The sequence below is a fragment of the Cryobacterium sp. TMB1-7 genome, assembly GCF_004402435.1.
Taxonomy (GTDB): Bacteria; Actinomycetota; Actinomycetes; order Actinomycetales; family Microbacteriaceae; genus Cryobacterium; species Cryobacterium zongtaii.
On record NZ_SOFZ01000005.1, the window covers coordinates 81,634 to 98,994 of the forward strand.

Sequence of the window (17,361 nt, forward strand, 5' to 3'; positions counted from 1 at the left end):
GGGACGAAATGACGGTTCCCGGTGGTTTGCCCCGAGGTGCAGTGCATGGTTCGGCATCGGCTTCGTATGACTCACTCGCGGTTCCCTAGTGTTCGAGTATGCAAATCGAGATAATTGCACGTGTGCTCGAACTAGCCGTGGAAGAGACGGCTACGACCGCGGATCTGCTCACTTTTATCCCGCAGCTAATTATCGGCGTGCTTTCAGTACCGCTCGTCGTAACAGCGATCTCGGCCATTTTCAGATTTCTTTCTCCAGTAACGCGTCTCTCGACTCGCCTAAAGCGCGACCTCGAGCTTTTCAAAGAGATGCCAGAGGGCAGCGCGACGGCTTCGAGTTTCCTGTGAATCGCATAGTTGAAGCGCTGTCAGATCGCCACGAGCCCAGAGTTGCCCATCTCGAAGGACAGTCATATTGTCCAGCGCCGCGGTAGCAGTTGGGGCTGCCGCGGCAGCCACCGCCTTACTACTTTCGCGTTCCAGCAGAGAAACCTGACTCCAAGAACCAGATGCGGCCCCAGTTTTGGGGCGGTGCAGTGAAAAACTACACCTCGCCAGTCGGCCAAGCTGGGACTGATTGGCCACTTAACGGGCGTCTCTGTTGGAGTCCGTCGTGTTGATGTGATCGACGCCACAAGTTTTGTGGTCCGAATTGAAAGTCGTGGACAAATATTGGGTGACCTGAACCTATCCTTCCTAAACAATCTCTTGTCAGGCGCTCTTGGCGCCGTCTTGGGCGCCGCTGCCAGCATCGTCGCGCTTTTGGTGACGAACGCATACACGCGCAAAGAGAATCTGAAGTCGCTTGCAGCGCAAAAGGCACAGTTCGAAGTTCAAGGTGGTCAGTTCGTGACCGAGCAAACGCGTTCCCGCGAACAATTCGAACGACAGCTCCAGGGCGATAGAGACTTATCACGGGAAGCACGCGAACTGGAGGCAGTAGCAGACCTGCTCACCTACTTGCAGGAGTTTGATCGCTCACCCTTAGACCTCGGCAACGCCCACCGACTCACTGCTCTCTGTAATCTGTTATGGCTGAACGTTCCGGCCTTAGTCGCCGACGGTTGGTTGGGTCAAGATAACGGACGAGGTCACGGGCAATCGCCTGCTCATCGTCATCCGCTGGCTGCTGCGATCGTGACGCGTGCAGCTGCGCTCACGCTCGCGCAATCATTCCCCAACACTGCGAGCTTCAATGACGGGAGGCCTGGTGATAGCCCCAGCGTTTTGGGCCTAGTCACTGAAGATTCGACGGCCGATTTTCGTTTGGACGTCGGGAACGTAGCTCGCGAAATGCTGCGGTGGTCGCGTCTAAGTGATGACGAGAAGATTGTGCTCTTCGCGACACTTGTTGAGGACGCGACGAAATTCTCAACTGAGACGCTCACTCTCGCGAACGTCCTCCTGGGCGGTAACGCACTTCGTCCAGTTGTCGACTGGTTGGTGAAGGAGCCGGAACTATCTGAACTAGTGTCTTACGCGGAAGAATTGGGCAGCCCCACGGATTCTTATCTGAGTGAGATGGCGCTCTATGTTCTTGAAGTTGAGGTGGACGTGGAAACGCTGCCTCGCGCGCCGAAACCACAACGAGAGGTTAGATTGCGCCGGCTCGACAATGGGCATTGCGCTGTAAGCTACTTTGCCCCGTCGTTCGTCGACGTAGACATATTTGTCGGGGAAAAACTTGAGGACAGCCATGCTCCTGAAGTTATGGTTTGGGACGATTCGGCTGAACTGACCGTTCGGCTCAGGAACGAACTCCAGCGAGTCCGGCGGGACGACGAGTGAGCTTGCATCCGGCTTTGGGCGCAACCGGGGGCCCGATGGCTGGCTTCTCAAGCTTCTTGGGTAATGAGCTGACAGCTTGGTGACACTCGGGGTTGAAAACGGCGATCCTCCGGTTCTAGTGGAGATGTCAAGTCGCCACAAACACGGAGGACCTCATGCCCCACGCGAATCCCCGGCTGACCCTCCATGGAAGGTCGTTGCTGATCGAACGGGTGATAATCGAAGACAGCCCGGTCAGTCACGTCGCTAAGGAACTCGGCATTTCCCGGCAGAACGCTTGCGGTGGATCAACCGGCACCAGCCGAAGGCACAGCCGTTCTCCAATACCGGTGCTCCCGGCGCGAAGCCGCCGTCGTTGTCGCCCGACTACTCAAACTCACCAATGTCACCGACTGAATCGGCGTCGCAAGAAACCCTCCATCAAGAACTGATCGACGCGGAGGCGACTGCGTTCATGGGGGCCGCCCCGTTCGAACGCACCACCCATCGCAACGGCTCCCCCTCACAGACTTTGTCGACCGCTGCCGGACCTGGATTTGAAGATCCCGACGGGCCGGGTCGTTGGTCCCTGCCTCGCTGGAGCGTCGCCGGCGGGCTACCCAAGCCTTGTTCGCGGTGATTGAGGCCTATGTTCACGGTGTCTCGACCAGCAAGGTCGACGACCTGGTCAAATTACTTGGCGCGGACACCGGGATCTCCACTCAGTGGGTAGTCCCGGCTGGCCACGCGCCAGGACCACAGCTTGGCAATTATGACCTGGATCGAACGGACCTGACACCGCCGCCGACGAAAACGTGTTCTGGTCAAGTCTGACGCTCAAAGAGTTCGAGACCATCGTGCTACTCAGACCACGTCCGCGGCCCAACTAGAGAAGCCGCCAAGTGACTCTCAGCAGTCCCGGATGCGGCGGCGAAGATCAAGCGGATGCAGGAGGGGAACGCAGAGTTGGGGAAGGCCAACCGAGTTTACCTCTAGCGTTGGCGGCGCGAGCCTTCGCGCGACCCGTTACTGCCTGTGGGACCGGAGGGAGCGCTCGCTCGTTTTCTTTAGCGCCAGTCCACGCGCAGGTCCCGCCAACAACGTCAGAGCGTACTAAGCCGTGAGTTCTCGTATTGGGAGATCGTCGTGAGGATCTCTTCTGCAAACAAGCGACACTGAGTCCGCTGGACTTCCCCTAGGACTTCTGCACGCCCGTGTGCAAGGGGAGCTCGATACTGAGACAGTCCAGTCAGAACATTTCGCCAGTACGGCTTGTCGTGCGTGCTGAACACCGGCACGAATGAGTTCCATTCGACCTGCATGATCTGCCAAAGGTCTCCCGGGTAAGTGTACGAGAGCAAGGGGGCTTGGCGAGAAAACATCTTCGTGTCGCGCGATTGCTTAGCCAGCGCCTCAGACAGAGCCGTCTGAACGGCTTTGTTCTTTTTCGCGACTTTGGGGGCCCAGTCCTCCCCGTGCGCGTCGCTGAGCGTGTTGTCAATCAATCCCCTCAGGCGCACCTCAGCATTTCCCAGCACACCCCACGGGTTCATACTCCAGGTCCGGTGACGCAAAGCATCGCGAAAGTGGTGTAGTTCGGCCAGAGAGATGGACCCCTCAGTACGTTCACCTTCCACGGAGACTACGCCGAGCATCTCCAGTTCTTGCCTCTCAAAAAGGAGATCGTCCACGATCGGGCCGAGGACATATTGTGCGGCCACATCTAGGAGCCGCAAGTCTGCGAGGTGATCCAAGACGCGCGACGCGATCTTGGCCCGCTCCATGTCTCCCGAGGGATCAGGAGAGACGTCCGGGCGAGTCGTCAACCAATACTTGGCAAGCACAGGATGTCCCCCCGACCAGCGAAGGCACTCGACTCTCTCCGCGAGAGTCAAGCCGTTTGTGCCGGGCCCAAGATCTTCGAGGTCATCAACCCCGAGGCTGCCTAGATACTGGGTATAGCAGACGCCTGCGAGCGTGGAGATACCGGAGACCTTGGTTTCGATGGATTCCAGAGAACGGCGGGAGATCATTAGGGCGGTGCAGCGGAGGGACTCCGGGCGGTGAACCAGTTCGCGGAACAAGAGCAAGAAATCAAGGGCGTCGTCGAACTTCAGGACACGATCGAACTGATCCAGTAAGAAAACGAAGTGCTGATTCGAGGATATGAGACAAGATCGAAGTGTGCGCCAAACATCTCGGACAGCCGCGGAGGGTGACTTCGAATGATCATGGGCGCAATTGAGTCCGAGAAGCAACTCGACGAACACGTCCTTGCCGGAGGAGGTGGTGGAAAGGTCAATCCTGATGACCGGCTGCAGCGTGTCATCAAGCAGTTGTTTGACCCGATCGCCGATCCAGGACTTTCCGGAGCCTGGGCTCCCATGTATTGCGACGTTGGCGGGAGCCGTGAGCAAGGCACGTACTCGCTCGGGGATGTTCCTTCTAGCAGTCATCGATGATGTCTCCGCAGGTAGTCGGCATAGAGCAGGACGCGGATGGAAACCCCGTTTTCGTTGTGGTGAAGGACCTCGCGCAGGAGCAGATCGTCGAGCGCCTCGTTTTGCCTCGAGTCAAGCTGGAGGTCATCGATCGCAACTGGGCTGTTCTGACTACCCGACAAATTTGCAATTCTGCGGAGCACGATCAGCGAACGTGCGGTACCGTCGGGCTCTTCCTCGCCTTCGACACCCGCCATCAGCGTGTGAGTATTGTCAGCGGTGACAAGGCAGTCGAACTTATGAGCCTCAATGCAGTCGCGACCAAATAGCAAGCTCTCAACAGCCTCTTCGACATCACTTTGAGTAACTTCGGAGCGGTTGTGGGAGTTCACAAGTGTGATCACACGGTCGCAAAGAATTTGAGTGAAGAACGGATGACCGCCCGTATACGAGGCAATCGTACTGAGTGCGTAGCCTGTATAACGGCTGCCGTCCTCGGGCGTCCTGATGGGTAGATCCGCCAGTCTCTGAGCTTCGTCGATTGTTAGATAGTCGAGCTTTCGCGTTGACATTACGCTGAATTCATTCGGGTAAGAGTCCAGAAATCTTGGCATCGTGTCCTGGCCGATTAGAAGCGCCGAGAACAGTCTCGATTCGAGAAGGCCCTTGAGCTGGCGCATGAAATCCTTCAGCTCGTTGTGCTCCGACGGATCGATGCCACGACGTCTCAGGATTTCGTGAATGTAAGTGAACTCATCTACGACCACGACAAACGCAATACCGGTCGAGCCGGTCGATCGAAGCACTGACCGTCCTGCTTCCAATGCTCTCTGGAAGCTTCGCAAAGGTCGACGCTCAATCGCTGCGGTATCGGGCCAACGGTCCAGAAGCAGCCGAGACGTCTCCGCGGGAAGAGCACGATCGATTTGGACGCGAAACTGGTCCAGAATCTCCTCGACGAAATCGATGGTCATGCTCCGGCGGTCAATAGTTCCCATCGATAACGCGGCAACTATCGCTTGCCTATCGAGCAAGCGTTTCTTGACCTGCTCGAGGACGCTCGACTTACCGGTTCGCTGCTGCCCGTATAAGGCGAAACAGGTTCCCCCGGGCGTCTTGCCCAGATCGCGGACGAGTTCGTGGATCAACGCATCTCGGCCGAAAAACATCTCGGGCTTGGAGACGGGGAGGCCGCCGGCGTAAGGGCGGTATGGATTCGGAATTTCCGACTGCGCCTCGTTGCCCTGAATACTCAGTAACAGCGTCTGTCGTGTCGATGCGTGAGTTTGACCATCAGGCGTTCCGTACGTGAGGTGCGCGTCGATGCGGATGTCTGCCCGCGCCCCCTGTTTGCGACTATCCCGGAGCCGCACGGTGACCGTAATTGTCTGACCCCCGACAAGTTTCCGTATGGTTGGAGTTCGGCCAATCAGCCGCAAGTTTCGAAACTTGTCAAGGACCACTGTCACGTCGCTGAGTTCTGACGCCGATTGATCCAGCGTGATTCTGACAGGCAGATCAAACTCGTGATCGTATCCTCGCGTGACATTCACTCGATCTCGAGTGACGATGAGTGGCGGGTGTTCGGCTTTCGTGGTGATCCGTCGCCAATGGTCTTCGTGTTCCGCGATCAAACCGTCCAGCGCACGTTGTAGGGCGATCGCCAACCTGCCCGACGAAGAACGACGCGATCTTTCATTGGCTTGGCGGATCGCGTCAACCGCACGGTTCCGTGGACCAGTCGCACTTGCGTGGTCGTTGTGTGTCAGTTGCTTTTCAACGGCCATCGCGACTCGCAATACGGCCTCAGTGCGACGCTTGTTGAGTGACGATGAGACGTCGCCGTGCACGTCCTCGAGCTGGACTCGTAGCAGTTCGACACGCACCGACGCTCGCGGCTCACTTGGAAGGGTTTCCAGTGTGCGCTGTATCGTACGCGCTATGTCACCCTGCGTCCGAGCAGTGGAATCTAGCGGCGCTCGCCCTTGCTTTGGCGGGGTTGAACTGTCTGCCGGGGTGATACTGACCACAGCGTTCGGTGGCACCGATATGGCCCGCCCGTTCGGCATCAGTAGGCGGATCTCATCCTGGTTGAAGGTCGTCACCTTCGCCTGGACGCGATACGTCGAGCGGGCGCCAATTAGCTCGAACTCGGCATGCAGACCCGCCATCAGATACTGGTGGCCTATCAAACTGTCTCCTTTTAGCGCAGACCTCGTTCAGGCTGAAGTGGCCACTCGCGACTGTGGGCCATGTATCACCGACCTGCCGCAACCCAAATAAACCGCTTCGTCGCGCTGAAGGCGGCGGTGACTTCGTCCGCTAAGTGACGTCGTCGTGTATATCCGGTCTTTAGTTGCCGCTGCGAACGGTTATCCGAAGTGACAAAGCGATGGCGCCTAATCTATGTCCCGAGACCGGCGAAGGGCTCGCCCCAGTTCGGGGAAGATTCAACTGCGACGGCCGGTCCCACAGCGTGCCGTCCGCGTCACAACCGAGGAGTCGTGCCGCCTGATTGGGCCTGCCCGAACCCTAGGAACGCAGGCGCTTGCACCGGGACTGGCAGTGGGCACCCTCGACTTGCTCAGGTGCTGTCGCAGCAGCGCAGACGGCAAATGCGGCTTCGCCTTGGCTGAGGTCTTGCGCGTCGAGTTCCAGCCCTTGGATCCTAGCCAGGACGCCATGTCCTCGTAGCCCTGTTGCCCGTGCGCGAATCTTTCCGCCGTAGCCCGATCGATGTCGTTGGTCCCGAAGGGGCCGAGCAATGTGGCGAGATTGGGCTGGCCCACGGCGGACCGCGTCGGCGGTGAACGTGGGGATGGCGACAACGCGGGCGGACTTGGCGGTTTTGGGGTGGTCCTGCCGGAAGGCCTGCTCGCCCTTGCGGCAGATGATGGTGCCGGCCAGACGGATGGAGGGCACGGGGAAGCCTCTGGCCTTGGAGTGCGTTGGAGCCTGTGGCCGCCATTCGAGTAGGGTCACGCGATGCCCTGGGTCCCTCCGACCCCAGGAAGTCCCATGAACTGGAAAATCTGTCGCCTGCGAACATCTGGACGAATTCGAAGCCCTCTCGGCTGCGCGTCAGTAGGTTCGATTCCACGAGCGTGAACATACCCGTGGCAAACGGATTCGATCAGCGAGAAGGTGCCGGCAACTAGCAAGTCGCACATTGGTCCGGGGGTGATGAATACTTCAGGCCCGCTGCTAAGGCGCCACATGTCGAACGCGGGGCTTGCCAGCTCCGTACTCCGCAAAGCAGTGAGCGCGTCGAGCGGGTCAGACCAGCCGGGGGTACTGCCTCGATACTCGTACATAGCGTATGAGGTCGTCTTCTTCCATTTATGGACTCCGACGTCGATCGGGAGGGTGCGTGAGCCGACTCCGTGAGTGAAGTTCCGAAGACCTGCAACCGCGCTGATCAGGTGGACGTCTTCGGGGGTGAGATCGAATCCGGAGCCAAGAGCCGACGTGAGCGCCGCGCGCCAGTCTTCACGTTGAAACCCGACCTTGCTGCGATGGCTTTGTATCGACATGGATGAGTCAAGGAAGCGCGCCATCGCGTCCAGTGCGCTCGTAAGAAACAATAGGAGCGAGTCGACCTCGGCTGACATCTCGTCGAGTTGTGCGTGGCTCGGGTGCTGGAGCGCCATCCGCCAGACGGTGTCGCGTCGTGCAAGCGTTGAACCGAGTTTGCGCTGGACTGCTTCGACCAGATTGCGCTCCGCTTCGGACATTGTCGTCTGCAGGCGGTCCGCGACGACCGTGAGCGACGGTACATACTCTTCAGCGATCACCGAGTAATAGTGCGATGCCGGCCTGACCACCTCGGTGAGAGTCGGACTTATGGCTGCGGGCGCGTCGTCGGTTCCGCGTAGATACAGCGAGACAACTGCGATAGAAGCCGCGCCACCACGGACCTGCAGCCTGCCAGACGCCAGTGGTGATTCGAGAAGCTTTGCTCTGTCGGTGATCAGGATGTCTACGCCCAGTTCTTCGGCTACTGCGTAGAGCAGAATGTCGTTCTCTTCGACATCGGTTGATGCGGCATTCTCCAGCATCAAGGGAAGGTACTTCAGACTGTCAGTGAGCAGCGAGCTTTCTGACACGGTGGTCTCCGTGGCCGTGAGTATCGATCGCGCCGCGAAAGGACCGTCTTGGGTGGGCTGCCCGACCGTGACCCACCCGATAGCCGTGGGCGGGTAGAAGTCATCGGGGGTGAACTCCGCATCGGCGGGCGGTCCATTGTCGCGGTAGTTGACAACTTCAATGCCGTCACGCCGAAGCAAGAGATCCAAGAGGATCTCGGAATCTGCGACTGTGTCCCGATCGACGAGTACTCTCAGCGCCCGTGACGGTGTTGCTCTCAAGCTCCAGATGCTCTCCGAGCTATTCCCCCGTTTAGTCATGGTCGAACTATCTCAGAAATCGAGCGGTGCGCCACGGGGAGCGCCTGATGGGCGCATCGTCGTAGCGCGTATCAGACGGCTGGAGTCGAGTCATCAGAGATGGATTCGATCGCCGCGACGGCACGAAGTTTGGCGGTCCGCAATAGTTCTTGGTGCCGCGTGTTCTCGCCAAAGGCCTCAATGAGAGCGTCCATCGGCGCGGACATGCTGACGACGATCTCTGTCGCCCAGTTCATCACGAGTTCTCGCGGAGCGATGAGCCTTTCGATCGCTCCTTTGTCACTGCGTGCCACGAAAGAATTGACGCCAAGACGAAGCCCGTGCGCTATCGCCGACAGGTCTGAGTATCGTTCTATGCCGCTCTCGCCGTCCAGGTGGTGGTTCAACAGGTCTGCAACGAGTTGACTGAACTCGATCTTCATGGCGGGTGGAAGATCGAGCCGCTTCAACTCGTTCTGGTAGTGGATCCTCTTCTCTTTGGGATCTACCGCATCGCCGTCGTTTGTATGGAGAACAATTTCATAGCGTTCTGGGTATTTTAGCTCGGCATGCAACAGCGAAATCACCCGATGAGTCAGTGTTCCTGGCCATTCGGCAGACAGCAGAAACCAACTACGCGAAAACGCTTCGAGTGCGCTTCGGGTGAGGGTCGCGAGAGCAGTCGTTCGAACCTGGTTTGCCCTGAGTAGAGCTACTAATGCTCGAACGTGGTCGAAACCGTTCAGATTTGAGTATTGGACGTAGAGGAACGCGTCGAGTACGTGCTTCTCCCCCGAGTCTTGGTCATAGGAGTAAAAGATCCCGCTGGCGTACGAGTCAGAAGGAGGCTCGCTCCTAAAGCACTCGGCTGTGATCGTCTCGCTCGCGATAGTCAGACCGAGCAGGGCGCTCGTGATCGTCTGAATGTCAGCGCGTGAGATCGGGACAGATCCCGGGCCGTTGGTCTCAATTCCCGTGGTCATTCTCGGTCCTCACTGTCTGCGGTACCTACCGAACCGAGGTCACGATCCACGTTCAACACACGAACCACCGGATCCAGCTGCGCGAGGACCACTGCGCCGCTCTCGACGAGCAGGCGCCCCGATTTCTGGCCGAAGTTCACGATCGAGCCGTCGGCGAAATGAGCCGCGAGGACCACGGACATTTCGATCTCGCCGCCGGCTTGCAGATGCTCGACCATCGCCCGGTGAAGCCTCCGGCTCGTGAGCGCGCGCTTTCGGTCGACCTTGGCGTTGCGATACTGCATCGCTCGGTTCGCGACGTTCTTGCCCTCTCCGATATAGACGACGCGTAAACCGTCACCGTCGATGCCGAAGTCAAATCGATAGATCCCCGGGGCCGACGGCAGCGATGGGAAGCTCGGGTAGCCCTTGGCGTCGAGAACCATGGAGCCGGCGCATTGCCAGGTGTACCGGAAGGTGAGCTCGGAGCTGTCTTGGGCTTCGAGCGTTTTCTGATCGAACGCCCGAGCTGCGGGCTTCGAAGGTCGAGGTGCGATCCACGTCCCAGGGCTCGGCTGGGCGTCCTGCCCGACTACGAAGCCAAGTCGCTGGAGTTCGCGCCTTGCGCGGTTCGACTTCACGCTCGGCTCTCCTGTTGCCAGCGCAAATGCCTGCGTCACTGGCCACCGGATGCCGTCGACTTCGACCCAGTGCTTCTGGACTACAGAGGGCATGTTGCCGGCGAGGCTAGCTCGGATTAGAGCGGCGGTGATCAGCAGGCCCGGTTCGTGAGTGTTCATTGAGTCCGTATCCTACTGACGCGCCAGGCCTCCAAACCCTTCTCCAATATCCTCTTTTGCCGAACTCGCCTCAGAGGAGTCGAAGATGTACCGGCCGGTCGAGTCCCGCAGCTTCTTGATCACAGTGAGCGTCGAGTTACGCATGAGCCACGCCGCCGAGTCGGAGCGGGCGTACGGGGACGCGAGCGAACCCTGAAGGTCGATCAGAAGATCCGCGCGACGGCGTCCGCCTAGCGTTTGTCATCGCAGCGGGGCGAACGGCGCTTCAGCCGGGCCGGCAGATCCGCGCGAGAATGACGTCGAGTGTGCGGATCAGTGGAACCGAATTCAGACAGTCCAAGTCTGGATGGCTGAGGATGGGGTCATACCTGTCGACGGAGGTAGTCGTTCTGGCTTGCTGGACAGGCGGTGCGGGATTGCAGCTGGCGACGTAGTTGCCAGCCGCAGGCACACAGAGAGGTTCTCCGGTTGCGGATCCAGCCGGTGCGATCGCGTCCCTGCGCAGTACAGCTAGATGTGCACGAGCTCGTTTTGCATGCACTCGTCTGAGAAAGGACTGCGGACATTTTACCGAGGTGGAACCCATACTGGAGGACAAATGCATACTTGCAACCGGCGCCTTGCGCCGGTCGTGCACTCGTACCAGTGAAGCGCGCCGTAATCTAGCGCCATGGAGCTTACCAACCGCGAGATGGCAACTCTGATTCTCATCGGCGTTGCAGGAGTTGCTCTGCTGTTGCTTACAAAGGACCGACACGGGATCCTTGCCAGCGTATGGGATCTGCTTAGAGCCTTCCTTCAAGGGAAGATTCTCATCCTCGTGGCTCTTTACATCGCCTACGCCACTGGATTGATTATGCTCGCGTCATTAATTGGCCTTTGGGAACTCGGCATGCTCAAAGACACCATCGTGACTGCACTGTTCGTCGGACTACCCTTGGTATTTAACGCTCACAAGGTGAGGTCCGGAGCGAAGCTAGTCCGCTCGGTCGTCGCAGAGACACTTGGCGTCGCGGCCCTCATTGCTCTCTACCTGAGCCTCTCTTCGCTGTCCATTGGCGGGGAGCTTATCCTCCAGTTCGCTGTCATTGTGCTCTCACTGCTATCAGTCGTCGGCAAACGAAAGCCGGAGACGAGGGTACTTGCACTTGGATGCGATTTCATTCTCGGCCTCATTGGCATCGCAATGGGAATACTCGCTACCGTCACGCTCGTATCGACCTGGGCCGAGATTGATTCAATGGACCTCGCGCGCTCAGTCGGCTTGTCAATTTGGCTGCCCCTCTTGCTATTGCCCTTTGTCTACGTTCTCGCCGTTTGGATGAGCGCGGAGAGGGTGCTCACAATCCTCCCGTGGCATAACCACAAGGTGGATCCCCCTCTTCGCGTCAAAGCGGCGTTCATTATCGGTGTTCACTTCAGTGCTTTCTATGCCAGCAACTTCACTGGTCTGTGGTTAGGGCGACTTGCGCGTCAGACCACATTTCGGGCGGCTCGGGCAGAAATGCGGAGTTACCGCGCGAACATTCGTCAAAACGTGGCTCTCGAACGCGAACGTGTAGAACGACTGGGGACATTGGCTGGAGTCGCAGGAGCAGACGAAAATGGGCTCCGACTAGACAGACGCGAGTTCGCTGCCACTAAAAAAGTCCTGAGGCAGATCTTCTATATGCAGATGGGATGGCATAGAAATCGCCTGGGTCGTTTCCGGTCAGACATCATCGATGTCCTCGGTGACGTAACGAAGGATGGCTTACCTGCCCCACATGGTATTCACCATCACATCCGCAACGACAGTCAAGCCTGGTACGCATGGCGCGAGACTCCCGGCGGGCGGTTTTTCGGGATCGGTGGCCACGAGGACCTAAGTTCCGAATGGCAGTATGACGGGGATTCGCCCCCGGCCTCGTTTCCGGGCTTGGGCAGCGGATGGAACGATGCAACACGAAACCCCTCACGCCCTGAGTGGGGTGCGAATGATGACCCAATCCGCGTGAGGTAAACGCATACGAAACGGGTGGTGGAATGTGTCCGCCGGTACCGAGAATCGAATTGACCGGTTTGAGCGGATACGTCCGCTCCACAGGTCAGAAGTCTGCTTGTCGGCCCCCATCGCGCACAACAGAGAGGCATACGCCGCGCAACCGGCCTCTCCGATTTCTGGCGGAATGAATCTTCGGGACACCAAGTCTTGGCCGCACTTTTTCAAAATGCACTCTGCCTGCACTATTTCAGAACACCCGTAAACGCGCGGAAGTTGAGGGTCGAAGACGTATCGTCGAGGGAATTCAGATCCCACCGGTGCCCAGACACTGGGTATCACATGCGGATGCGCGCAGGTGAAGGTCCTGTCGCGCGACCCGCGCGCGGTGTCGCATAGGCGTCCTGTTCCTCAGCCATGCGCTTGGCGGCCGCTAGCGCGCTACGAGCGTTAGCCGCATCCCGTCGTTGAGCCTCTGTCTGCGGGGCGATGCCAAAGGTTCTTGTGCCGACTATTGCATAGCGGTCTCGGTATGCGGCCACAGTGCGCGCTTGCTGTCTCCAACTGGTTAACTCCTGCCGTCGTGTGACGGCCCCGAGAGCCCGGGCCCACGTGGCGCCCTCGAACAATGCTTCTTCGAGTACGGCGCTTGCTCGGGCCTCGATCAGGTCGCTGCGCTCCTTGAGGGCGTGGCGCATCTCCGCGTTCATGGGCCCGATTGCTTCAGGGATGAGCCCCACGATAAGCCGTGGCCTCCGGCATGCTCGAGTGGCGCGGAAGTCAAACGCGACTTCCGACTTTATCCGGGAGCACAGGACGGCCGCCACATCCTCGGCATCCTCCAACCCACGTGCTGCAACGGCGCGAGTCAGCAGGCTCTCGACGTCAAGGTGATGGGCTTCAGCTCGCCGAAACTCCGCCGCCAGGACCCCGAACACAGACGACTTGATGGCCGCCTCCGCGTGGAGGGATGGGAGCCCACTGCAGCGCACCAATGCCGTCCATCTGTCGTGCTGCGCAGCCGACGCGATGGTCTCGTACTCTGCCGCGAGTTGCGCAACGGAGCCCCATCCATTCTGCTCCGCCCGGAGAGCCTCGTGTGCAGAGAGTTCGGCGCCAACGTGCCGCAGAACCCCGTAGAGGACGCTGCGTGCCGTGGCCTCCTTGTCTTCGCCAGGGTGCGGCCCGAGGTGCGCAACATCGGGCCGGTCGAGTGATGCGTAGGCGGAGTTCGTCTCGCGACCTCGCGTCATCGCCACGTAAAGGTTCTCGCGCGTCATACCCAGGGTGACGACGACGTGAGCGGTGTCCGTCGTTATGCCTTGCGCACGATGCGAAGTGACGGCGTAGCCGAGTTCGAGGTGGTGCTTGACGTAGTCCGCGGGAAGCCGCACTGCGCTCCCCCATCGGTGGCCGTGTCGGCGGACGTCGACCGAGCCGTTCCGGCGCACCCCAGCCACGGTCCACCGGTCTCCGTTACGCACCCAGGTTCGGGAGGTGAGCAGCTGCCGGTCGTTTCGGCGGGTGATCACCGTGTCACCGACAGCCGCACGGTTTCCGTCGTGGAGGGAGACTTCTCGGACCGCGTCGATGCGACCTTCGAGGATGAGCTCGGTGCGGGCACGCGCGTTCAGTGAAACGACCTCCTCGTTCGAATCGGTGATCAGGACGGTTGCCCTGCCTGCTAACGTGTCCGCGCGCCAGGCCGTGTAGGCGGCATCCATCATCGACTCGGTGTCACCGCCGCTCACTCTGCCGTGTGCGATGTAACGGTCGATCGAATCGGGGTCGCCCCGGCGCAGTCCGAGGGAGGCTGACTTCTCCCACTCGTGTGCGAAGCGGTGCACGTCGACGAGCTCGGGGGCATCCGCCCGGCTGTGGACGAGCATTGAGAATGCGCCTCCGGCGTCCACCGAGTGGAGCTGCGCGTAGTCGCCAACCAGCAGCACCTTGGCACCGGCGCTCGCGGCAAGCGCGGTGATCCGATCCAAGGACAGAGTGCCCGCCAAGGATGCTTCGTCGACGATGACGAGCTGGCCGGCGCGGAAGGTCTCTCCGTGGTCGAGATGGTTCTGCCACCACTTCGCCAGGTTCTCGGTGGGGATACCGAGATCGTCTGCCAACACTTGAGCGGCGGCGGCCGACGGAGCGAGCCCCACCACGGAGCCCGCAAAATACGCTGCCTCCCACGCGTGCCGAAGCGCGTTCATCGCAGTCGTCTTGCCGGCTCCGGCCGGCCCCACCAGAACATCAACAGCTCGCCCCGAGCCGGCGATCGCACTGAGCGCGGCGACCTGGTCGTCAGCAAGCACGACGCCACCCGGCAGCTGCCTGAGTGAGATTGCACGAAGCGCGGCCAGGGCGATTCGGGGGCCGGTCGTGTCCGCGGCGCGCTCCCGCAGCCGAGCCTCGGCGTCGAGTAGTTCCGTCGAGGTGAAGAGGGTGGTGTGCTTCGGTCGGAAGACGGAGGTGCCGTCGGCTCGCAGGAACGAAGTAGGGCTCGGCGCAAGCTCAGGTGGAGTGATGCGGAGCGAGGCCCGCTCGGCGGCATCAACGACGAGGCCGATGACGGCTTCGCGATCAGATTCTGAGGCGAATCGCTGATGCGCCAGCTGGCGTGCTGCCTCGGCGGCGAGATTCCAGTGCCGCCAGGTCGCACGCTTCTCGCTCACCGATGTCATCACGCTCGAACCGATCTCATTTATCGCCTCCCGGGGCACGTCCTCGGCACGCAACATAGGGGCCGCCGAAGTTGTGGCTGCCGTGAACGCCCACTTCGTTGCGTCCTCGCCGAGCACTCGCTCGGCTCGTTCGCGCCAGGCCGCGGTGAGTTCGGCAAGCGAGCGTACCTCTTTCGCGGGCCTCGTGGAAAGCGTCGCCTGCGCGCGAAGCTTCGTGATGGTCACCGGGCCGGGCCGGCGACCGTGCCGGCCCAGGTAGGCGTCGATCAGCGCGTCGGTCGCGATGTCGATGTGCCGTGACCGTGAGGAGAACTCCGCGACGAGTGCCTCGGGAACTGAACTGATCGACAAGGCGGGGTGGCGGTCCCTCCCCCGGTCTCGCATCTCCCACCGCAGGCCCAGCGATCGCGTCAAGGCGTCCGCAAACAACGATTCGTGTAGCTCCGAGAGAGCGACGACGGCGGCGTGCATTGGGCGGCCGTCGAGCGAGCGCCACTTGCCGTCGAGCACGGTTTGGACCTTGTTGCTGATCACCACGTGCGTGTGCAGGTGCGGGTCGCCGGCTCGGCTGTCGAAGTGGTCGAACGCGGTGGCGACCAAGCCCGTCACATCAACTTGCGCCACGGCTCCGTCGTACGCGGTCGTTCCTGTTCGCGTCGCCGCGACCTCGCGTTCCATGTACGCGACTACCTCAGAAACCGCCGCATGATGCGCCTGCACGATCCGCGCCTGCGTGGCGGCGTCGGCCACGCCCCAGAGGATACTCGCCGACTTCGGGATGGAGAACGTGAAGTCGTATCCGGCAACCGCGCGCCGCCGAGCGCCAGTCTCCTGGGCGTTGCCGGGCGGCGCAGAATCAGCTCGACTCTGGTATTCGGGATAGGCGCGACCGATCCGTGCCCCGTCGACCGGGTCTCGCCCCAGCCCAATCAGTCTCTGCAGGTGATCCTCCGTGACCTCGGCGCCCTCGAGGATGCGCCCCGAGCCGAGTCCCGGAAGACCCCTTCCTATCCAGCGGCCCGGTGGCGTTCCCTTCGCACTGTAGTAACGCGTCAGCGGCGTGGACAGCGAACGCTGACCGTCGCCGGCGGCGACAGTGCGCAGCAGATACTTGTAGCCATCGCCGGCGCTCATCACCCGCATCGACACTGTCACCGGGGCCTCCTCCGTTGTTACCTAGGAGGTGTGCCGCCTCGATCTGCAAGAGGCGTGGCAATCTGAATTCTGAGGTTCGGCGGTCGCTCGGGGCGCCGTCTCCCAATGAAGGTGACGTCGGCGATCCGGCTGCCGGCTCGTCGAGTGCGGGGCAGGCAAGGATTGCTTGAGGCTAGGTCTGTTTATCTAAGAGCGCGTTTGCCGAGTCAGGACATCACCGTGCGGAACGCGATGTCACTCGGGATATCGTGTTCCCGACACCGGGGGCGACCCTCCCTCGAGGCTTGGAACTTCAAACGTGCCACATCTGTCGTCCGGCTCACTTCCCCCAGCAGACAGTGGGCGAGTTGCAAAAGCGAGCCGCACGACGCGCTCCAAGTTACAGACGGAACGGTCGCGGGTTAACGACCCATGTGATCGGCGCAAGAGGCAGGTAGAAGACCGCCGTGGGGATTTGGGCGAGGGCCGTCGAGAACCAACCATGGACGTTGTCACGTGACGATTTGTACCGGCGCCAGAGATATTCGTCATACGCCCGGCTGCCCGCCCACAGGACAGCGAGAGCAAGGAATATCCACAAGGGGCTCGGGTCGTTGCACGCGGCACACAAACTTGCCCCAATGACGGCAAGGGCCGCTCCTCTGGAACGATACGAAGTCGTGGCCACGCCCAGGACGACGGCACCGAGCCCGACCCACCGCAGGACATCCGCGCGTTCGGTGATCCATTTGCCCAGAATCACAGCGGCATCAGCTGCATCCGCAGTGCCGAGCCAGCCGAGCAATGCCCCTGCGGCCTCCACGGGTGTCTGCCTGATGACTAGCCCGCCAAGTGTCGCGAGACCAGCAAGAGAGGCAATGATCCGGAATAGGAAATCCCACCGAAGCTCAAGCGCGCGAGAGATTCCGCTTAGAACGTCCACAGTTCTCCCTCGCAGTTGACTTGACAGTGAGCTTAGGGCCACCCACCGACGTTGGAACGCTTTCCTATGTAGTCGGGCGAACCGGATGTGGCAGCGTCAACCCATTCGAGCTGGCGACAACGGCCTCAGCACGGTCGAGCCGCGCTCCAGCACGGAATGCGTTCTTACGCATACCTCCCGTTGTTCAGCACCCAGCTATTTGGCGGGATCATGACATCCCACACATGACAGGCTCTGCCTCTAGAGATCGCTTTAACGAACTCAGGTT

At 60.4% G+C, this 17,361-nt stretch carries 11 protein-coding genes and 2 pseudogenes; 5 read left to right on the forward strand and 8 right to left on the reverse strand.

The window, feature by feature from the left end:
* Positions 1 to 98: 98 nt before the first annotated feature.
* The 4 genes and pseudogenes from E3O60_RS00780 to E3O60_RS19050 all read left to right on the forward strand — a co-directional run.
* Positions 99 to 347: a hypothetical protein gene (locus E3O60_RS00780; RefSeq protein ID WP_134496847.1), complete on the forward strand. Its 249-nt coding sequence runs from the start codon at positions 99 to 101 to the stop codon at positions 345 to 347.
* Positions 348 to 620: 273 nt separating this feature from the next.
* On the forward strand, positions 621 to 1,787 hold the full coding sequence (locus tag E3O60_RS00785) for a hypothetical protein (RefSeq protein ID WP_134496849.1): 1,167 nt from the start codon (positions 621 to 623) through the stop codon (positions 1,785 to 1,787).
* A gap of 155 nt (positions 1,788 to 1,942) precedes the next feature.
* Positions 1,943 to 2,153 (forward strand): annotated as a pseudogene (locus tag E3O60_RS19045) (leucine zipper domain-containing protein); the annotation flags it as partial.
* Between the two features lie 55 nt (positions 2,154 to 2,208).
* Positions 2,209 to 2,486: pseudogene (locus tag E3O60_RS19050) on the forward strand (transposase); the annotation flags it as partial.
* 383 nt (positions 2,487 to 2,869) lie between these two features.
* Here the strand turns inward: E3O60_RS19050 and E3O60_RS00800 are convergent.
* The 6 genes from E3O60_RS00800 to E3O60_RS19055 all read right to left on the reverse strand — a co-directional run bounded on the left by E3O60_RS00800 (position 2,870) and on the right by E3O60_RS19055 (position 10,561).
* On the reverse strand, positions 2,870 to 4,222 hold the full coding sequence (locus tag E3O60_RS00800) for an ATP-binding protein (RefSeq protein ID WP_134496853.1): 1,353 nt from the start codon (positions 4,220 to 4,222) through the stop codon (positions 2,870 to 2,872).
* The gene (locus tag E3O60_RS00805) at positions 4,219 to 6,399 is read right to left on the reverse strand and encodes an AAA family ATPase (protein ID WP_134496855.1); all 2,181 of its coding nucleotides are present in this window, start codon (positions 6,397 to 6,399) and stop codon (positions 4,219 to 4,221) included. Before E3O60_RS00805 ends, E3O60_RS00800 begins: the two co-directional genes overlap by 4 nt.
* A 786-nt stretch (positions 6,400 to 7,185) precedes the next feature.
* Positions 7,186 to 8,502 (reverse strand): hypothetical protein, encoded by a 1,317-nt coding sequence (locus E3O60_RS00810; RefSeq protein ID WP_134496857.1) that lies wholly within the window; start codon positions 8,500 to 8,502, stop codon positions 7,186 to 7,188.
* Positions 8,503 to 8,684: 182 nt separating this feature from the next.
* The gene (locus E3O60_RS00815; RefSeq protein WP_134496859.1) at positions 8,685 to 9,575 is read right to left on the reverse strand and encodes a hypothetical protein; all 891 of its coding nucleotides are present in this window, start codon (positions 9,573 to 9,575) and stop codon (positions 8,685 to 8,687) included.
* On the reverse strand, positions 9,572 to 10,354 hold the full coding sequence (locus tag E3O60_RS00820) for a hypothetical protein (protein WP_134496861.1): 783 nt from the start codon (positions 10,352 to 10,354) through the stop codon (positions 9,572 to 9,574). Before E3O60_RS00820 ends, E3O60_RS00815 begins: the two co-directional genes overlap by 4 nt.
* Positions 10,355 to 10,366: 12 nt before the next feature.
* Positions 10,367 to 10,561, reverse strand: a complete 195-nt coding sequence (locus tag E3O60_RS19055; protein WP_134496895.1) for a phage major capsid protein — start codon at positions 10,559 to 10,561, stop codon at positions 10,367 to 10,369.
* 463 nt (positions 10,562 to 11,024) lie between these two features.
* Between E3O60_RS19055 and E3O60_RS00830 the strand changes: the two genes are divergently transcribed.
* Positions 11,025 to 12,356 (forward strand): hypothetical protein, encoded by a 1,332-nt coding sequence (locus E3O60_RS00830; RefSeq protein ID WP_134496863.1) that lies wholly within the window; start codon positions 11,025 to 11,027, stop codon positions 12,354 to 12,356.
* A 317-nt stretch (positions 12,357 to 12,673) separates the two neighbouring features.
* Here E3O60_RS00830 and mobF read toward each other — a convergent pair whose 3' ends face one another.
* Positions 12,674 to 16,159, reverse strand: a complete 3,486-nt coding sequence (gene mobF, locus E3O60_RS00835) for a MobF family relaxase (RefSeq protein WP_134496897.1) — start codon at positions 16,157 to 16,159, stop codon at positions 12,674 to 12,676.
* Positions 16,160 to 16,550: 391 nt separating this feature from the next.
* On the reverse strand, positions 16,551 to 17,093 hold the full coding sequence (locus E3O60_RS00840; protein ID WP_134496865.1) for a hypothetical protein: 543 nt from the start codon (positions 17,091 to 17,093) through the stop codon (positions 16,551 to 16,553).
* Positions 17,094 to 17,361 lie beyond the last annotated feature (268 nt).

What these genes read in the sequence shown, in the direction of transcription:
- E3O60_RS00780 (WP_134496847.1), top strand. Translation starts at nt 99, where the DNA reads ATGCAAATCGAGATAATTGCACGTGTGCTCGAACTAGCCGTGGAAGAG.
- E3O60_RS00800 (WP_134496853.1), bottom strand. Translation starts at nt 4,222, where the DNA reads ATGACTGCTAGAAGGAACATCCCCGAGCGAGTACGTGCCTTGCTCACG.
- E3O60_RS00815 (WP_134496859.1), bottom strand. Translation starts at nt 9,575, where the DNA reads ATGACCACGGGAATTGAGACCAACGGCCCGGGATCTGTCCCGATCTCA.
- E3O60_RS00820 (WP_134496861.1), bottom strand. Translation starts at nt 10,354, where the DNA reads ATGAACACTCACGAACCGGGCCTGCTGATCACCGCCGCTCTAATCCGA.
- E3O60_RS00830 (WP_134496863.1), top strand. Translation starts at nt 11,025, where the DNA reads ATGGAGCTTACCAACCGCGAGATGGCAACTCTGATTCTCATCGGCGTT.
- mobF (WP_134496897.1), bottom strand. Translation starts at nt 16,159, where the DNA reads ATGCGGGTGATGAGCGCCGGCGATGGCTACAAGTATCTGCTGCGCACT.